Below are 17872 nucleotides of genomic sequence, written 5' to 3'. Positions count from 1 at the left end.
TCCTGCTCGGGTGCGCTATACGCTAAGCTTCAGCGCAATCGGGGCACGTTGTCGCCCCCCGCCTCTCGCTGTTTTTTTGAAGGAGTTTGTAATGAAAAAAATCCTCCTCGGCTGTGTCCTGGCCATCCTCGGCAGCGCCGCCCACGCCGAAGGCATCCCGCTGTTCAATGTCGATTGCCCGGGCAATATCCCGGTCAGCGCCGACCAGGGCGGCCCGGTGTTCATCAACGGCAAGCCCGCGCAGACCAAGACCGTCAACGAACGCTATTTCGAAGCCAAGGGCGCGGGGATCACGGTATCCATCAGCGTGGAGGATGACGATTCGGTGGTCGTGACCTACACCGGCAAGCAAGGCGCCAGCGGCCTCTGCACCTCAGTGGACGACTGAGCCCATAGCCATCTGTAGCCGCCTGTAGCCGCTGCCGAGCGCAGCGAGGCTGCGATCGAGGCCGAAGGACTCGCCAACAGCCCCGCGTTTCCCCAGATCCAACGAGGTGCCAGGTTTAGCGGCCCTGCGGGCCGATCGCAGCCTCGCTGCGCTCGGCAGCGGCTACGACCTTCTAGAACAGCCCCATCTGCCCACCGACCAGGGTGCTGAAATCGTCCTGCATGAACGGCAGGATCGCATCCGCCACCGGCTGCAACTGGCGGGTCACGTAGTGGTCGTAATCGATGGCCGCGGTGCGGTTTTCCAGGGGCTCGGGGCCGGCCAGGGTGATCACGTAGCTGATCCAGCCGCCATTCTGATAACGCAGCGAGCGGCCCTGGCGCTGGTTGTATTCGTCGGCCAGGCGTGCGGCGCGCACATGGGGTGGCACGTTGCGTTCGTAGTCGTCCAGTTGCCGGCGCAGGCGCTTGCGGTACACCAGCAGTTCGTCCAGTTCCCCGTCCAGGGTGCGCCGCACGTAGTCGCGCACATAGTCCTGGTACGGCTGGCGGTGGAAGATCCGCCGGTACAGCTCCTGCTGGAACTGCTGGGCCAGCGGCGACCAGTCGGTACGCACCGCTTCCAGGCCCTTGTAGACCATTTCCTGGCTACCGTCGGGGCGGGTCACCAGGCCGGCGTAGCGCTTCTTGCTGCCCTCCTCCGCGCCCCGGATGGTCGGCATCAGGAAGCGGCTGAAGTGGGTTTCGAACTGCAGCTCCAGGGCGCTTTCCAGCCCGTATTCGTCACGCAGGTGCTCGCGCCACCACTGGTTGACCTGTTGTACCAGCGCGCGGCCGATACGCGCGGCGTCCGCCTCGGTGTGCGGGCGGCCGAGCCAGACGAAGGTCGAGTCGGTGTCGCCGTAGATCACCGTATGGCCCTGCGCTTCGATGAGCTGGCGGGTACGGCGCATGATCTCGTGGCCGCGCAGGGTGATCGACGACGCCAGGCGCGGATCGAAGAAACGACAGCCGCTGGAACCGAGCACGCCGTAGAAGGCGTTCATGATGATTTTCAGGGCCTGGGACAGCGGCGCGTTGTGTTCGCGCTTGGCCACCTCGCGGCCCTCGGCGACCCGCGCGACGATCGACGGCAGGCAATGCCGGCTGCGGGAAAACCGCGCGCCGCGAAACCCCGGCACCGACTCGTCGTCCGCGGGGTGGCGCAAGCCTTCCACCAACCCCACCGGATCGATCAGGAAACTGCGGATGATGGAGGGATACAGGCTCTTGTAGTCCAGCACCAGCACCGACTCGTAGAGGCCGGGCCGCGAGTCCATGACAAAACCGCCGGGGCTGGCCTCGGGCGGCTTCTCGCCGAGGTTCGGCGCAACGAAGCCCTGGCGGTGCATCAGCGGCATGTACAGGTGGGTGAAGGCCGCCACCGAACCGCCGCTACGATCGGCCGGCAGGCCGGTGACCGTGGCCCGCTCCAGGAGGAAGGTGAGCAGCTCGGTCCTGGCGAAAATCCGCGTCACCAGTTCGCAGTCCTTGAGGTTGTAGCGCGCCAGGGCGGGCTTGTCCTCGGCGAACATGCGGTTGATCTCGTCCATGCGCTGGTAGGGGTTGTCGATCGACTTGCCTTCGCCGAGCAGGGTCTGGGCGACGTTTTCCAGGCTGAACGAAGGGAAGCTCCAGGTCGCCGAGCGCAGGGCCTCGATGCCGTCGATGATCAGGCGGCCGGCGGCCGAGGCGAAATAGTGGGTGCGGCTGCCGTGCTCGCGCCAGTGCATTTCCTCGCCGCCGCGTCCCAGGCGCAACGGCACTGCCAGGCGGCGAGCGTGTTCGTGCAGCACGCGCAGGTCGAACTGCACCAGGTTCCAGCCGATGATCGCGTCCGGATCGTGCTGCGCCAGCCACTGGTTGAGCCGCTCCAGCAACTGCTCGCGGCTGGCGCAGAACTCCAGGTCGAAGTCCACCGGGCTGTCGTCTTCGCGCGCCCGGCCAAGCATGTACACCTGGCGCTGGCCGCAGCCCTCCAGGGCGATGGAATACAGCTCGCCGGTCTCGCTGGTCTCGATATCCAGCGACACCAGCTTCAGCGCCGGCCGGTAGTCCGGCGCCGGTTTCATCTGCGCGCCCAGCAGGATCCCGCCCTCGCCCGGCGTGCCGCCGAACCACACCGGCGCGGTGATGAAGCGCTCCATCAGGTAGCGTTCGGGCGGCCGCACATCGGCCTCGAACACCTCGACACCGGCGCGGCGCAGGGTCTTGTCGAGGCGGATCAGCTGGTTGTGCTGCGGGCAGTACAGGCCGAGCACCGGGCGGTGCTGGAAATCGCACAGGCCCAGCGGGCGCAGCTCGGCATCGGGGTCGTCGGCCAGCAGGCGCCGCGCGTGCTCCTGCTGCGCGGCCGGCACGAAGGCCACGGAGGTCTGCAACGGCAAGCGGATCTGCCGTGGCCCGGCATCGGTCGCCAACCAGAACTCGACTTCCGTGCCTGCCGGCGTATCGCGCCAATGCCGGGTCAGGACGAACCCCTGCTGTAAATCCACCACTGCAACCTCAAGAAGCCGTTTCAAGGCCTTGATTCTACCTGCCCTCGCAGCCGACCGCGCGTCCAGACGCGCCTGCGGGGATACGTCGAAAAGTTTTGTCGGACAAAATGTAGTGAGTGAAAATTTTCACTACAAAACCGTTGACGAGGCGATTTCGCCCTTGCATGATGCAGACGTCTCCCCGATCGGGAGACATGGCAAAGGTGTTATGAGCAAGCTCGTCTGACCGCCGAGCTGTTAACCCGGATGTGTACTGCCCACAAGGCAGATTGATGAAACTGACCTGGCATGAACGTCCAGTACAAAGGGCGGGAAGCTGGCGAAAACTCCTCAAGATGCTTGTGGCCGAAACTGAAAACTTCGGCGGCTTGATCCAGGTTTACGCTGCTTCTCTTCGTTGTGACGCTATTGCGTAGCAGTTAATCAAGACAACTACAACGCATCAGGCTCTGGGCCTTATCTGTATCCGACAGACACCCTCTGTCGCCCTGTTTCCGGTATCAGGGTTCAACTTACCGATGTAGCGATATCAATTAGCGACTCAACCAGATAGATCGAAATGGTCAAGGGGCTTAACAATGAATCTGAATAATCATCCCACTATCGATGAACTGGCTCATCTGTTCGCCAAACAGAAAGACAGCCATGACAGCCATATCCTGTGGATTGCCAAGTCTGGCCAGGTCCATATCGATTGCCTGTCGCCCCACGCCCATGAAGAAGCGTTCGACCAGAACAACCGGGACCTGCTGGCCCGCCTGAAAATGTACCGTCGCGGCCAGGGCTACGTCGGCAAGAAGGCCGCCGCCGACAAGGACTTCATCGGACGGGTGCTCGCGACCCTGAAAGATGAATGGCAGTCGTTGCAGAACAAGTCGGAAGTTCGGGTGATCGATCGGTTCTGCTAAGTACAACGTGTCGTTAACGAAGTTTCGAGCCGTTGAATAAAAGGGGCGCTCTTGATAAGAGCGCCCCTTTTTTAATTGCAACTTTCCGACTCTTCGAACAATGGAGTATTTCTGAAAGACCGCATTATCGTTCATCGCGCGCAAGCTGCGCTCCTACAGGAACGGTGTTGATTTTGTAGGAGCGAGCGGGCGGCGATCCGACTTGCCCGCGATGCAGCCACCTCCGAATCAAAAGGCGAAGCACGAACAACCAAACGCCCCCCAGAACCCCTGGAAGTCGCTGACCGGCACATTCGACAGGCGCGCGCGCTCGTGGCTGTGGGAGTGCACCGCGCACGGGCCGCTGCACTGGTGCACCTGGGCCACCAGCGGCGAGCTCGGGCGCCAATGCCCGGGGACCTTGACCACCGGCGACCAGTCCGGCAGCACCGGCACCGAAGGCGGCGCGAGCTTGGAGAAATCGTCGGCGGCGTACACCACCTTGCCGTCGACCACGGTCAGCACCGACTCGATCCACTTGATGGCTTCTTCCTCGACACTGAAGAAGTCCGCCGACAGCGCCGCCAGGTCCGCCAGCTGGCCGACCTTGATCTGGCCCTTCTTGCCCTGCTCCGAGGAGAACCAGGCGCTGCCATGGGTGAACAGTTCCAGCGCGGTCAGCCGCGGCAGGCCTTCGGCATGCAGCGCCAGGCCGCCCACGGTCTTGCCGCTGACCATCCAGTACAGCGAGGTCCAGGGGTTGTAGCTGGAGACCCGGGTGGCGTCGGTGCCCGCCCCCACCGGCACGCCTTCGGCGAGCATGCGCTGGATCGGCGGGGTCTGTTCGGCGGCCTTGGCGCCGTAGCGGTCGACGAAGTATTCGCCCTGGAACGCCATGCGATCCTGGATCGCGATGCCGCCGCCCAGCGCCCGCACCCGCTCGATGTTTTTCGGGCTGATGGTTTCGGCATGGTCGAAGAACCACGGCAGGCCGTTGAATGGAATGTCGCGGTTGACCTTCTCGAACACGTCGAGCATGCGCGAGATCGACTCGTCGTACGTGGCGTGCAGGCGGAACGGCCAGCGCTGTTCCACCAAGTGCCGCACCACCGGCTCCAGTTCCTGCTCCATGGTCTGCGGCAGGTCCGGACGCGGTTCGAGGAAGTCCTCGAAGTCGGCGGCGGAGAACACCAGCATTTCCCCGGCGCCGTTGTGACGCAGGAAATCGTCGCCCTGGTGCAGCTTGACGCTGCCGGTCCAGTTCTTGAAGTCGGTGAGTTCTTCCTTGGGCTTCTGGGTGAACAGGTTGTAGGCGATGCGCACCGTCAACTGCTGCTCGCGCGCCAGTTGCTCGATCACCGCGTAGTCGTCCGGGTAGTTCTGGAAACCGCCGCCGGCGTCGATGGCGCTGGTCAGCCCCAGGCGATTGAGCTCGCGCATGAACTGGCGGGTCGAGTTGACCTGGTATTCCAGCGGCAGCTTCGGCCCCTTGGCCAGGGTCGAGTACAGGATCATCGCGTTGGGCCGCGCTACCAGCATGCCGGTGGGCTCGCCGTTGCTGTCGCGGACGATCTCGCCGCCCGGCGGATTCGGCGTGTTGCGGGTGTAACCGGCGACCCGCAGCGCGGCGCGGTTGAGCAAGGCGCGGTCATAGAGGTGCAGGACGAACACCGGGGTGTCCGGCGCCGCCTGGTTCAACTCCTCCAGGGTCGGCATGCGTTTTTCGGCGAACTGGAATTCGTTCCAGCCGCCGACCACCCGCACCCACTGCGGAGTCGGCGTGCGGTCGGCCTGCTCCTTGAGCATGCGCAGCGCATCGGCCAGGGACGGCACGCCCTCCCAGCGCAGCTCCAGGTTGTAGTTCAGGCCGCCGCGGATCAGGTGCAGGTGCGAGTCGTTGAGGCCGGGAATCACCGTGCGCCCCTTGAGGTCGATGACCTGGGTGGCGCTGCCGCGCAGGGCCATGGCCTCGGCGTCGGTGCCTACGGCGATGAAGCGACCGTCCTTGATGGCCACCGCGCTGGCCGTCGGCCGGGCCCGGTCGACCGTGTGCAGGCGGCCGTTGTGCAGGATCAGATCGGCAAAGGCGTTGCTCATGACAGTGCTCCTTATCGTCAAAAAAGTACGGCCCGCAAGGGCCGCTCAGGCCGGGTTGCGCGGTTGCAGCCAGCGGCTGAACAGGCGGGTCGCCCGCGGCATGAAGACATAGACCACCAGCAGCACGATGCTCAGGGTGATCAACACGTTGGCTTGCAGATACCCCCCGAACCATGGCCAGCGGGCGAACAGCGGTTGCCACAGGGCCGGCACCAGCAGGCTCAGCGGCAGGATCACCAGGAAGGTCACGCAGGCCTGCTTCCAGCGCGGGGGCTGGGCCGGGGCGCCGGCTTCATTGGGGGTGAACCAGAATTCGCGATCGGCGTTGATTTCAGTCTGGTCGCCATCGGCCAGCATCGGCTGGGCCTGCGCCACCAGGTCGCGGCGGTCGGCGGAATCGAGCCACTGCTGCAACTGCTCGGTGCTGGCAAAGCGCAGCACGCTGGTGAACAGCGCCAGGCCGCCGCTGTGCCCGCGCACCACATCGATCCCCAGGTGCCCCGGGTACGTGCGGGCGACACCGACGATCCGCCGCAGCCAGGCTTCATAGGCCTGGTCCTGGCCCGCCTTGACCCGGTGCCGCACCAGCAGGGTGACCACGCCGTCGGAAAGTTCGAGATTCATGAGCCGGCTCCATGTCGTACAGAGAGGAAAAGTCTAGCGGGCGCTCCCCGGAGCGCCCGCCGACCGCCGCTTACTTGACCTGACGCTGCGGCGCCTTGTGCACCATGGTGTAGGCGTAGTCCACGCCCATGCCGTAGGCGCCGCTGTGCTCGCGCACCAGGTCCATCACCGCGTCGTAGGTGTCCTTGTGCGCCCAGTCGCGCTGGAACTCGAGCAGGACCTGCTGCCAGGTCACCGGCACCGCGCCGGCCTGGATCATGCGCTGCACCGACATGTCATGGGCTTCCTGGGTGGTGCCGCCGGAAGCGTCGGTGACGATGTACACCTCGTAGCCTTCGGCCAGGGCTTCCAGGGCCGGGAAGGTCAGGCAGACCTCGGTCCACAGCGCGGCCATGATCAGCTTCTTGCGTCCGGTGGCCTTCACCGCGTCCACCAGTTTCTTGTCTTCCCAGGAGTTCATCGAGGTGCGCTCGATCGGCTGATGGTCGGGGAATACGCCGAGCAGTTCCGGCCAGATGTAACCGCTGAAGCTTTCGGTTTCCACCGAAGTGAAGATGGTCGGCACGTTGAAGATCTTCGCCGACTTGGCCAGGCCCACGGTGTTGTTCTTCAGTGTCTGGCGATCGATCGACTGCACGCCGAAGGACATCTGTGGCTGGTGGTCGATCAGGATCAGGGCGGAGTTGGTCGGGTTGAGCAGTTCACGGATAGACATGGCGCGTTCCTTTCGTAGTCGAGAGCTGAATGAGTTGAAAGCTGATTCGGGGCTCGGCGCGGGTTCCGTTTCGGAGGGCTTTGCTGCCGGCTTGGTGGCTAATTTAAGGACTGGATAGAAAAGGGACAATTACCTAAAATCGAGAATCATTGATTCTAAAAAAGGGACAATTATGGATCGCCTCGAATGCATGCGCGCCTTTGTGGTCACGGTCGATGCCAACGGCTTCGCCGCCGCGGCCCGGGCCATGGACGTACCGCGCTCGAAAGTCAGCAAGCAGATCCAGGCCCTGGAAGACGCCATCGGCGTGCAACTGCTGCAACGCACCACCCGCAGCCTGCACCTGACCGAAGCCGGCGCGGAATACTACGAATCGGCCCGGGAAGTCCTGGCCTCGGTGGACGAGGCCGAACAGCGGGCGCGGGACGGCATCGGCGAATTGCGCGGGGTGCTGCGGGTCAACGCGCCGATGTCCTTCGGCCTGCGCTGCCTGGGGCCGTTGGTGCCGCTGTTCCATGAGCAGCAGCCGAACATCGAGTTGCAGCTGGTGCTCAGCGACCAGCAGGTGGACCCGGTGCGCGGCGGCTTCGACGTGACCATCCGCATCGCCAGCCTGGCCGACTCCTCGATGGTCGCCAGGCTGCTGGCCCCGGCCCCGCGGATCATGGTGGCCGCGCCGGCGTACCTGGAGCGCGCCGGCACCCCGCAGACGCCCCGCGACCTGGCCGCCCACCAGTGCCTCAACTACGGCTACCTGCAAAGCGGCGTCAGCCTGCAACTGAGCAACGGCAAGGACACCCAGCGCGTGCATGTCACCGGCCCGCTGCACGCCAACAACGGCGACCTGCTGGCCCAGGCCGCCGAGGCCGGGATGGGCATCGCCCTGCTGCCGGACTTCATCGTCGCCGAGGCCCTGGGCGCGGGGCGCCTAGTGCCGGTGCTGTGCGAATGGCAGGCGCCGCCGATCAGCATCCACGCGGTGTACCCGTCCGCCCGCCGCGTGCCACAGAAGACCCGCGCGTTCATCGACTTCCTGATCGCCCACCTGGCGGAAAAACCACCAGTGCAGCCATAAGGCACAACCCTTGTCGCCGCCCTGTAGCCGCTGCCGAGCGCAGCGAGGCTGCGATCGAGGCCGAAGGACTCGCCAGGCAGACACCGCGTTTCCCCAGACCCGACGAGGCGTCAGGTTTAGCGGCCCTGCGGGCCGATCGCAGCCTCGCTGCGCTCGGCAGCGGCTACAGGGCGGACGACGAAGTGCCGCGGGTGACAGGGGATGTCCCCGGCGATGGTCCTACACTGAAGGCATACCCCCTGGCATTCGTGAGGGTTCCTCATGCGCACTTCTCCCAAACTGGCGGCCTTCGGCCTGGTCGGCACCCTCGTCTATCTGGGCCTGGCTATCCTCGGCAGCGGCGGACCGCGAGCCTTCTTCTCCCATCCGGCGTTGTGGATCATCGCCCTTTCCCTACTGGTGATGACCGGCGTGGCGCTGTTCAGCGAAGGCAACCTGAGCCCCGGCAAACGCGAAGACCGCGACAACCGCTGGGTGCTGGCGGCCTTCGGCATTCTCGGGCTGTTGCTGGCGTTTCTTCCCGCCTACACCGACCGCCTGCATATCTGGACCTTCGGCGGCGCCGACGTGCGCTGGCTGGGCGTGGTGTTGTTCATCGGCGGCGGCATCCTGCGGCTGTGGCCGGTGTTCGTGCTGGGCCAGCGTTTCAGTGGCCTGGTGGCGATCCAGCCCGGCCATCGGCTGGTGACCACCGGCATCTACGGCACCCTGCGCAACCCGAGTTACCTGGGGCTGCTGATCAACTGCGTCGGCTGGTCACTGGCCTTCCGCTCCGGGGTCGGCCTGCTGCTGACCGCGCTGATGCTGGTCCCGCTGATCGCCCGCATCCACGCCGAAGAGGCGTTGCTGCACAAGGAGTTCGGCAAGCAATACGACACCTACCGGGCCTATACCTGGCGCCTGGTGCCGTGGATCTATTGAGGGTTTTACCCGGGGTGCGCCGAGGGCGCCGCGTCAATTATTTTTTGACACGCCCCTTGGCAGCGCCGGCCAGTCCCGGTAAAACGGTGAACCTCACTTGCACGATATGTCCGTGAATTCTTGACGAGACCCACCGGCCAATGAACGCCCTGTGTGCTTGCCCATCCCGCCAGACATGCGCCCTCGCCCCGTGCGGCCGCCTGCGCGACGGCATGGAAAGACACCCGGCCCGCGGCGATCTCCACGGGCATCGCGAGGGCCAGCGATGAAACTGCTGGTCAACCTGCCCATGGCCCTGTGCCGCTCCCGTTTGCGTCATTCCTCGCGCCCTCCGGATCTCTCGCTTGCCTGACCGCGCACTCCTGCGCGGCATGCTTCCCCCACTCGATTCCTGCCATTGCAACCGGGCCCCCGCGGCGCCGTTGCGTGAACCGAACCTGCGCGCCCAATGGGCGCAAGCGAGAGAGCACCGTGAATTTTGCAACCCTTGACGAGGCCCGTGGTTTCCTGGCCGCCAACCCCGATATCGACATGATCGAGCTGTTCATCCTCGACGCCAACGGCGTACCCCGCGGCAAGCTGTTGCACCGCGAGGAACTGCTGGCGGTGTACGAAAGCGGCCGGCCGCTGCCCAGCACCATCCTCGGCCTGACCCTCGGCGGCGACGACGTGGAGAATTCAGGGCTGGTCTGGGACGTCGGCGATATCGACTGCCGCGCCTACCCCCTGGCCGGCAGCCTGGTGCGCCTGCCGTGGCGGAAAATCCCCACCGCCGCGGTGCAGGTCAGCATGCACCCGCAGCAAGGCCTGCCCGCCAGCATCGCCGACCCGCGCCACCTGTTGATCAGGGTCATCGAGCAGCTCAAGGCCGAGGGTTACCACCCGGTGATGGCCTGCGAACTGGAGTTCTACCTGCTCGATGCCCAGCGCGACGGCAACGGCCGCCCGCAACCGGCGCTGGACGCCGACGGCGGCCGACCGCGCCAGACCCAGGTCTACGGCCTGCGCGAGTTGGAGCAGATCGAGCCGTTCCTCGCCGACCTCTACGCCGCCTGCAAGCTGCAAGGCATTCCGGCGCGCACGGCGATTTCCGAATACGCCCCGGGCCAGGTGGAAATCACCCTGGAACACGGCGATGCCCTGGAGGCCATGGACCAGGCGGTGCGCTACAAGCGCCTGGTCAAGGCGGTGGCCCACCAGCACGGGATGCAGGCGACCTTCATGGCCAAGCCCTTCGATGACCTGGCGGGCACCGGCATGCACATGCATGTGAGCCTCGCCGACGCCGCGGGCCGCAACCTGTTCGCCGCCGAAGACCCGGCCGGCACCCCGCTGCTGCGCCAGGCGGTGGGCGGCATGCTCGCCTCGCTGCTCGACTCGCTGCTGCTGTTCTGCCCCAACGCCAACTCCTACCGGCGCTTCCAGGCCAACAGCTACGCGCCGCTGGCGCCGACCTGGGGCGTCGACAACCGCACCGTGAGCCTGCGCGTCCCCGGCGGTCCGGCCAACAGCCGGCATATCGAACACCGCATCTGCGGCGCCGACGCTAACCCCTATCTGGCCGCCGCGGCGATTCTCGCCGGGATCCTGCGCGGTGTGCGCGAACAGCTCGACCCGGGCGACCCGGTGCAGGGCAACGGCTATGCCCAGGCCAGCACACTGCTGCCCACCGACTGGCTGACCTCGCTGACGGCGCTGGAGCATTCGGCCTGGGCCCGCGAGGCGCTGGGCAGCGAATTCCTCGGGGTCTACCTGGCGGTCAAGCGCGCCGAGTACCGCCAGTTCATGGCCGAAGTCGGCGAACAGGACTGGCGCTGGTACCTGACCCAGGCGTGACGCGCTGGCCGGCACCAGGGTGCCGGCCCCCTTCATGAACATTCGAGAACAGCCCATGACAGCCGCATTCAACCCGGTAGCACCGGCAGCCGAACGCTGCCCCTCCTATTACAGCGCCACCCTCAACCACGAAACCGCTTACCCGCCCCTGCAAGGCCAGGTGAGCGTGGACGTGGTGATCATCGGCGGCGGTTTCACCGGCGTCGCCAGCGCCGTGGAACTGGCCGAGCGCGGCCTGAAAGTAGCCATAGTCGAGAGCCACAAGATCGGCTGGGGCGCCACCGGGCGTAACGGTGGCCAGGTCACCGGCAGCCTGTCCGGCGACGAGGCCATGCGCAAGCAGATGCGCCGCAGCCTGGGCGACGAGGTCGACGATTTCATCTGGCAGCTGCGCTGGCGCGGGCACCGGATCATCCAGCAGCGGGTGGCGAAATACGCCATCGCCTGCGACCTCAAGCACGGCCACCTGCATGCCGCCTACAAGCCCGGGCACCTCGCCGGGCTGCGCGCCGACTACGACGAAGCCGTGCGCCGCGGCATGGGCGACGAGGTCAGCCTGCTGGACCGGCAACAGCTGCGCGAAGTGCTGGACAGCGAGCTGTACCACGGGGCGATCAAGAACACCCGCAACATGCACCTGCACCCACTGAACCTGTGCATCGGCGAGGCCCGCGCCGCCGAGAGCCTGGGCGCGCTGATCTTCGAGCACAGCGAAGTGCTGCAGATCGTCCACGGCGAACGACCGGCGGTGATCACCGCCCAGGGCCGCATCGATGCCAGGCAGGTGCTGCTGGCCGGCGACGTGTACCACAAGCTGGAGCCGCGGCAGCTCAAGGGCAAGATCTTCCCGGCCATGGGCGGCATCGTCACCACCGCGCCCCTGGGCGAGCTGGCCCGGCGCTTGAACCCCCAGGACCTGGCGGTCTACGACTGCCGCTTCGTGCTCGACTACTACCGCATGACCGCCGACGGCCGCCTGCTGTTCGGCGGCGGCGCCAACTACAGCGGCAAGGACTCGCGGGACATCGCCGGCGAACTGCGCCCATGCATCGAGCGCACCTTCCCGGCGCTCAAGGGCGTGGCCATCGACTTCCAGTGGAGCTGCGCCATGGGCATCGTGATCAACCGCATCCCGCAGCTGGGCAAGCTCTCGGACAACGTCTGGTACTGCCAGGGCTACTCCGGGCACGGCATCGCCACCAGCCACATCATGGGCGAGATCATGGCCCAGGCCATCACCGGGCACCTCGGTGACTACGACACCTTCGCCGCCTGCCAACACATCCGCGTACCCTTCGGCGACCAGCTGGGCAACCCGCTGCTGGCGGCGGGCATGTGGTACTACCAGGTGCTCGAAAAACTGCGCTGAAGCATCGGTGCCCAAGCTGCTTACGATGGCGCGCCATCGCCGGCAAGCCTGACTCCTAAAAAAGCAGCCCCCGCCCAACCGTAGGAGCGAAGCTTGCTCGCGATAGCGCCCTCACCACCGCCATCGCCGGCAAGCCGTGCCCCCACCGCGGCGCCTTCGACAAATCCGCCAGACAACACTTGCAGCGCCCGGTCACAGCAGGTCAGATAGGCCCTCGGCCAACTGCTTGAACACAACAACAATAAGCCTGCCCGCCACCTCGACGCCGTCGCTGCCCGCAGCCTGGCCGTGAGGTTTCGGCGCCGGGCGTGGAGTGCATCCTTTCATGCGTCAACTGCCTGCTTTGAACATGCTGCGCGTCTTCGAGGAAGTCGCCCGGCATCGCAGTTTCAGCCAGGCCGCCCTGGGCCTGAACGTGACCCAGGGCGCCGTCAGCCGCCAGATCAAGCAACTGGAAGACTACCTGGGCGTCGCCCTGTTCGTGCGTACCCCAAGGGGCCTGGCGCTGACCGAAGCCGGATCGGCGCTGTCGGCGCAACTGGGCGCCGCCTTCGACCATATCGAGCGCGCCCTGGAGGCGGTACGCGTGCCCAACCTGCGCCAGCGCCTGCGCATCCTCGCCCCGCCGACCTGGGGCACCCGCTGGCTGTCGGCGCAACTGCGCCACTTCTGCCAGCGCTACCCGGACATCGGCCTCAGCGTGACCAACCAGAACAACCACGACAGCCTGGCCGAGGTCGACTGCCGGATCCGCTTCGGCCTGGAGCCGGCCAGCCATTGTTCGAGCCAGTTGCTGGTGATGGAGCGGCATATCGCGGTGGCCAGCCCGGAGCTGTTCGTCGACGGCCAGCCGCCGGACCTGCGGCAGTTTCCGTTGCTGCACATCCTGCACGACGGCAAGCGCCTGAAAGTCTGGGAAAACTGGCTGGCGGCCACCGGCCGCGACGATGTGGATGCCGGCCAGGGCCTGGAATTCAGCACCCTGGACCAGGTGATCCATACCACCCTGGCGGGTGGCGGACTGGCGGTGATCGACCGGCAGATGATCGAGCGCGAACTGGCCAACGGCAGCCTGTTGCCGATCGCCGCGGTGGAGGTGCTCGGCCCTTACGGCTACTGGCTGGACGTCGCCAACGACAAGCAGGGCCTGTCGAAGGTGCGACTGTTTACCGAATGGCTGCGCCTGGTCAGCAACCCCTGACCCGCACCGTTCCCCGCTGCCGAGCCCTGGCGAGGCGGCGATCGAGCGTGCAGCGCTCGCCGGCCAGAGGTCCCATTTTTCCAGGTGGGTTGCGGACTCAGGTGTTGCGGCAACTGCGTTGCCGATCGCAGCCTCGCTGGCGCTCGACAGCGGCTACAGCGGCCTCCCTAGCCGCCGCGAGAACGTTGCGAGCGTTCCGCGGCGGCTACAAGGCAGGTGCAGGTTTCAGATCGACGCTGCGACCTTGCGCCTCACCGGCACCGCGCCACCTTCCTCGGGGCCCTGCGCCTTGCACGCCTGGCTCAGGGTCAGGGTCTTGGTTTCCGGGGCCCAGGCCCAGGAAATCAGCGCGCCCAGGGCGAGGATCGCGGCGAGAATGCCCATGGTCGGACTGAGGCCGATCCCGGCCACGCTGACCGGCAGCAGGAAGGTGCTGACCGCCGACCCCAGGCGGCTGACCGCCGTGGCCAGGCCGATGCCGCTGGCACGGACCTCGGTGGGAAAGCTCTCGGCCGGAAATACCCCCACCAGGTTGCTCACCGCCGACAACACCAGGGTGAACACGCCGAACACCAGCACCATCAGCCAGGCCGCGCTGCCCGGCAGCACCGCCAGCAGGAACAGAGCCACCGCCAGGATGATGAACGAGTTGATCAGGAAACCGCGGCGGGAAAACTTCACCGTGCACCCGATGCCGATCAGCGCGCCGAGGATCAACAGCAGGTTGAGCATCAGCTCGGTGCCGAAGCCCTCGGCCAGGCCCATCTTCTGCAGGATCGAGGGCAGGAAAGTGTAGATGGCGAAGTACGGCATGACGATGCAGACGAAGAACAGGCAGTTGAACGCCGTGCGCTTGCGGTACTCGCGGCTGAACAGCACCGCGTAACCGGAACGGCTGGCCACCGCAGGCTCTTCGTCCAGCACCACATGGGCGCCCAGGTGCTTCTTGACCACCGCCCGGGCCTCGGCGACCCGCCCCTGGTTGACCAGCCAGCGCGGCGATTCGGGGGTGCCGATACGGGCGATCAGGATCAGCCCGGCGGGAATCGCCGAAGAGGCCAGCATCCAGCGCCAGGCGTCGTCGCCCAGGCCGAGCATGGCGGTGCCGACAAAGGTCGCCGCCACGTAACCGAAGGTCCAGATCACGCTGAACGATCCGAGCAGCACGCCGCGGTGTTTCTTCGGCGCGAACTCGGCGAGCATCGCGTGGCCGACGCTGAAATCGCCGCCCAGGCCGATGCCGATGAGAATCCGGCACAACAGCAGCGCCATGGCGCTCTGCACATAGAACTGCATGACCGAGGCCAGGGTGATCAGCACGAAGCTGATGAGGAAGATTTTCTGCCGCCCCAGACGGTCGGAAATCCAGCCGAAGAACAGGCTGCCGAGAAACAGCCCGATCAGCGCCGACGCGCCGATCAGCCCCTGCCAGAAGGCATCGAGCTGCATCTGCGGGCTGAGCAGGGTAAAGGCGATGCCGATCAGGCCCAGGATATAGCCGTCGGTGAAATGCGCACCGAAGGTCAGGCCGGCGATCTTCAGGTGGAAGCGGCCGATGGGCAGGTCGTCGATCTTCACGGATTGAATGGACATGTGCGTCTCCAAAATTGTTGTTATTGACGGAGAAGTGCGGCGGACGGCCTCCCTGGTGGGGGGCGAAACTCGCTTGCGATAAATCGTCCATGAAAACACTCGCCACCTGAGGTGTCGTGCGTTCATCGCGAGCAAGCTTCGCTCCTACGGGAAACGTGCGGTGTCAGAGCCCGCCCATGAGCAGGTACTTGATCTCCAGGTAGTCCTCCAGGCCGTACCTGGAGCCCTCCCGGCCGAGGCCCGATTCCTTGATACCGCCGAACGGTGCGACCTCGGTGGAGATGATCCCTTCGTTGATCCCGACCATGCCCGCCTCCAGTCCCTCGGCCATGCGCCAGACGCGGCCGATGTCACGGCTGTAGAAGTAGGCGGACAGGCCGAACGGCGTGTCGTTGGCCCGCTGCAGCACCTCGGCCTCGTCCTTGAAGCGGAAACACGCGGCCACCGGGCCGAAGGTTTCGTCCTGGGCGATCAGCATGTCGCTGCTGGCCTCGGTGAGAATGGTCGGCTCGTAGAACGTCCCGCCGAGGGCGTGGCGACGCCCCCCGCACAGCAGCCTGGCGCCCTTCTCCAGGGCATCGCCGACGTGCAGCTCGACCTTGGCCAGGGCCGCGGCATTGATCAGCGGGCCCTGCTCGGTCTCGCCCTCCAGGGCGCTGCCGACCCGCATCGCCGCCACGGCCGCGGCCAGCTTGCCGGTGAAGGCCTCATAGACGCCGTCCTGGATAAAGAAACGGTTCACACAGACGCAGGTCTGCCCGGTGTTACGGAACTTCGAGGCCATGGCGCCCTTCACCGCCGCGTCCAGGTCGGCGTCGTCGAAGACGATGAAAGGTGCGTTGCCGCCCAGCTCCAGCGAGACCTTTTTCAAGGTGTCGGCGGCCTGGCGCATCAGCAGCTTGCCGGTGCGGGTCGAGCCGGTGAACGACAGCTTGCGCACGATGCTCGAGGCTTGCAGCGCAGCGCCGATGGCCGCGGCGTCGCCGGAAACGATGTTGAACACCCCGGCCGGGATCCCCGCCTGCTCGGCCAGCACCGCCAGGGCGAAGGCCGACAGCGGCGTCTCTTCCGAAGGCTTGAGGACCATGGTGCAGCCGGCCGCCAGGGCCGGCCCGACCTTGCGCGTGACCATCGCCAGGGGGAAGTTCCACGGAGTGATCGCCGCGACCACGCCGATGGCCTCCTTGGTCACGATGATCCGCGCGTCGGCCTTGTGGCTGGGGATCACATCGCCATAGGCGCGCTTGGCCTCTTCGCCGAACCACTCGAGGAAGCTCGCCGCGTACACCACTTCGCCCATGGCCTCGGCCAGCGGCTTGCCCTGCTCGCGACTGAGCAGGGTCGCCAGCTCGCGCTGGTTGCCCAGCATCAGCTCGCTCCAGCGTTTCAGGCGCTGGCTGCGCTCCTTGGCGGTGAGGCCGCGCCAGGCCGGCAAGGCCCGGTTGGCGGCATCGATGGCCAGCCCGGTCGCCTCGGCGCCGGCCTTTTGCACCTGGGCGATCAGCTCGCCGTTGGCCGGGTTGAATACCGGGTACAGGGGGCCGCCGCTGGACCATTGGCCGTCGATGTAGTTGCCATTACGAATCAGCGCACTCATGCCACGGCCTCGCTCAAGGTGAAGCGTTCCAGGCCCGGGCGGGCGGTACGCAGGATCCGCTTGCCGGCGGTGTAGTCGTTGATCACGTCGCACGGCGTGTAGTTGCGTTCCAGCTCGTGCAACTCCTCGGCATCCAGGCGGGTCTCCAGGGCCGCCAGGGCGCTGTCGAACTGCTCGGTGGTGTCGGCGCCCACCAGCATGCAGTCCACGCCGGGATGGTTGAGCACCCAGGCCTGGGCGACCTGCGCATTGGACACGCCACGGGCCCGGGCCACGCGCTGGACCGAATGGGCGATCTCGAACGAGGCCTCGTCGCTGTACATCTGCTGGGTGAAGAAGTCGGTCTGGTTGCGGGTCGACTGGACGTCGCCAGTCAACAGGCCACGGGCCAGCGGGCTGAACACCGAGATGCCCAGGCCCTGGTCGTGGCAGAACGGCAGCATCTCGCGCTCTTCTTCGCGGTAGGCGCAGTTCAGTTGCAGCTGCATGTTGATCGGCTTGACCCAGCCATTGCGCTCGCAGGCCATGATGATCTTCGCCAGTTGCCCGACCAGCATGGTCGAGACCCCGATGTAGCGCGCCTTGCCGGAACGCACGATGTCGTTCAGGGCGCTCATGGTCTCTTCCACCGGCGTGTTCACGTCGAAGTAATGCAGCATGAACACATCGACGTAATCCATGTCCAGGCGCTTGAGCGAAGCATCGATGCTGTCCATGACGTGCTTGCGCGAATGGCCGCTGGCGTTGATCCCGCTGCGGGTGCCGTAGCCGACCTTGGTGGTGATCACCAGGTCTTCGCGCCGGGCCAGGCGCTTGACGATGCGCCCCACCACCTCCTCGCCGACGCCGGCGGAATAGAAGTCCGCCAGGTCGATGAAATTCACCCCGTTGTCCAGGGCGTGGGCGACGATCGGCTCGCTTTGTTTTTCATTGAAGATCCAGGGTTTCCAATCCGGGGTGCCCATGTTCATGGTGCCCAGGCACAGGCGGGAAACTTGCAGGCCGGAGTTGCCCAAACGGATGTATTGCATGG

At 65.9% G+C, this 17872-nt stretch carries 14 protein-coding genes; 7 read left to right on the top strand and 7 right to left on the bottom strand.

What is annotated here, in order from left to right; genetic code table 11:
• The first annotated feature begins 91 nt into the window (after positions 1-91).
• The gene (locus TO66_RS12165; RefSeq protein ID WP_044462545.1) at positions 92-388 is read left to right on the top strand and encodes a hypothetical protein; all 297 of its coding nucleotides are present in this window, start codon (positions 92-94) and stop codon (positions 386-388) included.
• Positions 389-560: 172 nt separating this feature from the next.
• On the opposite strand, the gene TO66_RS12160 is transcribed toward TO66_RS12165, so the two are convergent.
• A complete protein-coding gene (locus tag TO66_RS12160; protein WP_177330435.1) occupies positions 561-2921 on the bottom strand; it encodes a DNA polymerase II in 2361 nt (786 codons plus the stop codon).
• A 581-nt stretch (positions 2922-3502) separates the two neighbouring features.
• Between TO66_RS12160 and TO66_RS12155 the strand changes: the two genes are divergently transcribed.
• A complete protein-coding gene (locus tag TO66_RS12155) occupies positions 3503-3832 on the top strand; it encodes a hypothetical protein (protein ID WP_044462543.1) in 330 nt (109 codons plus the stop codon).
• A 228-nt stretch (positions 3833-4060) separates the two neighbouring features.
• Here the strand turns inward: TO66_RS12155 and TO66_RS12150 are convergent, their stop codons facing one another.
• The 3 genes from TO66_RS12150 to TO66_RS12140 form a co-directional block, all read right to left on the bottom strand.
• Complete coding sequence (locus TO66_RS12150; protein ID WP_044462542.1) at positions 4061-5908, bottom strand: amidohydrolase; 1848 nt, start codon at positions 5906-5908, stop codon at positions 4061-4063.
• A gap of 45 nt (positions 5909-5953) precedes the next feature.
• Positions 5954-6532, bottom strand: coding sequence for an antibiotic biosynthesis monooxygenase (locus TO66_RS12145; RefSeq protein ID WP_044462541.1), 579 nt, complete (start codon positions 6530-6532; stop codon positions 5954-5956).
• A 70-nt stretch (positions 6533-6602) separates the two neighbouring features.
• A complete protein-coding gene (locus tag TO66_RS12140) occupies positions 6603-7247 on the bottom strand; it encodes a hydrolase (RefSeq protein WP_044462540.1) in 645 nt (214 codons plus the stop codon).
• Positions 7248-7419: 172 nt separating this feature from the next.
• Here TO66_RS12140 and TO66_RS12135 point away from each other — a divergent pair, with 172 nt between their 5' ends.
• The 5 genes from TO66_RS12135 (at position 7420) to TO66_RS12115 (ending at position 13649) form a co-directional block, all read left to right on the top strand.
• Positions 7420-8322, top strand: coding sequence for a LysR family transcriptional regulator (locus TO66_RS12135; protein WP_044462539.1), 903 nt, complete (start codon positions 7420-7422; stop codon positions 8320-8322).
• A gap of 261 nt (positions 8323-8583) precedes the next feature.
• Complete coding sequence (locus tag TO66_RS12130; RefSeq protein ID WP_044462538.1) at positions 8584-9243, top strand: isoprenylcysteine carboxylmethyltransferase family protein; 660 nt, start codon at positions 8584-8586, stop codon at positions 9241-9243.
• 471 nt (positions 9244-9714) lie between these two features.
• Positions 9715-11079, top strand: a complete 1365-nt coding sequence (locus TO66_RS12125) for a glutamine synthetase family protein (protein ID WP_044462537.1) — start codon at positions 9715-9717, stop codon at positions 11077-11079.
• 55 nt (positions 11080-11134) lie between these two features.
• Positions 11135-12448 carry an FAD-binding oxidoreductase gene (locus tag TO66_RS12120; RefSeq protein ID WP_044462536.1) on the top strand — a complete coding sequence of 438 codons (1314 nt, stop codon included), beginning with the start codon at positions 11135-11137 and terminating at the stop codon, positions 12446-12448.
• A 325-nt stretch (positions 12449-12773) separates the two neighbouring features.
• Positions 12774-13649: a LysR substrate-binding domain-containing protein gene (locus tag TO66_RS12115; protein WP_044462535.1), complete on the top strand. Its 876-nt coding sequence runs from the start codon at positions 12774-12776 to the stop codon at positions 13647-13649.
• Between the two features lie 225 nt (positions 13650-13874).
• Here TO66_RS12115 and TO66_RS12110 read toward each other — a convergent pair whose 3' ends face one another.
• From TO66_RS12110 to TO66_RS12100, 3 genes are all read right to left on the bottom strand, one after another.
• Positions 13875-15242, bottom strand: a complete 1368-nt coding sequence (locus tag TO66_RS12110) for an MFS transporter (protein WP_044462534.1) — start codon at positions 15240-15242, stop codon at positions 13875-13877.
• A 163-nt stretch (positions 15243-15405) separates the two neighbouring features.
• The gene (locus tag TO66_RS12105) at positions 15406-16839 is read right to left on the bottom strand and encodes an NAD-dependent succinate-semialdehyde dehydrogenase (RefSeq protein ID WP_044462533.1); all 1434 of its coding nucleotides are present in this window, start codon (positions 16837-16839) and stop codon (positions 15406-15408) included.
• Positions 16836-17870 (bottom strand): aldo/keto reductase, encoded by a 1035-nt coding sequence (locus TO66_RS12100; protein WP_044462532.1) that lies wholly within the window; start codon positions 17868-17870, stop codon positions 16836-16838. Before TO66_RS12100 ends, TO66_RS12105 begins: the two co-directional genes overlap by 4 nt.
• Positions 17871-17872 lie beyond the last annotated feature (2 nt).

It is taken from the genome of Pseudomonas sp. MRSN 12121 (assembly GCF_000931465.1).
Classification (GTDB): Bacteria; Pseudomonadota; Gammaproteobacteria; order Pseudomonadales; family Pseudomonadaceae; genus Aquipseudomonas.
This window is presented reverse-complemented; position numbering and strand designations above follow the sequence as displayed.

Bases quoted from the DNA above. Each gene is read 5' to 3' on its own strand.
- TO66_RS12165 (WP_044462545.1), top strand. From the start codon at position 92: ATGAAAAAAATCCTCCTCGGCTGTGTCCTGGCCATCCTCGGCAGCGCC.
- TO66_RS12155 (WP_044462543.1), top strand. From the start codon at position 3,503: ATGAATCTGAATAATCATCCCACTATCGATGAACTGGCTCATCTGTTC.
- TO66_RS12150 (WP_044462542.1), bottom strand. From the start codon at position 5,908: ATGAGCAACGCCTTTGCCGATCTGATCCTGCACAACGGCCGCCTGCAC.
- TO66_RS12145 (WP_044462541.1), bottom strand. From the start codon at position 6,532: ATGAATCTCGAACTTTCCGACGGCGTGGTCACCCTGCTGGTGCGGCAC.
- TO66_RS12140 (WP_044462540.1), bottom strand. From the start codon at position 7,247: ATGTCTATCCGTGAACTGCTCAACCCGACCAACTCCGCCCTGATCCTG.
- TO66_RS12135 (WP_044462539.1), top strand. From the start codon at position 7,420: ATGGATCGCCTCGAATGCATGCGCGCCTTTGTGGTCACGGTCGATGCC.
- TO66_RS12130 (WP_044462538.1), top strand. From the start codon at position 8,584: ATGCGCACTTCTCCCAAACTGGCGGCCTTCGGCCTGGTCGGCACCCTC.
- TO66_RS12120 (WP_044462536.1), top strand. From the start codon at position 11,135: ATGACAGCCGCATTCAACCCGGTAGCACCGGCAGCCGAACGCTGCCCC.
- TO66_RS12115 (WP_044462535.1), top strand. From the start codon at position 12,774: ATGCGTCAACTGCCTGCTTTGAACATGCTGCGCGTCTTCGAGGAAGTC.
- TO66_RS12110 (WP_044462534.1), bottom strand. From the start codon at position 15,242: ATGTCCATTCAATCCGTGAAGATCGACGACCTGCCCATCGGCCGCTTC.
- TO66_RS12105 (WP_044462533.1), bottom strand. From the start codon at position 16,839: ATGAGTGCGCTGATTCGTAATGGCAACTACATCGACGGCCAATGGTCC.
- TO66_RS12100 (WP_044462532.1), bottom strand. From the start codon at position 17,870: ATGCAATACATCCGTTTGGGCAACTCCGGCCTGCAAGTTTCCCGCCTG.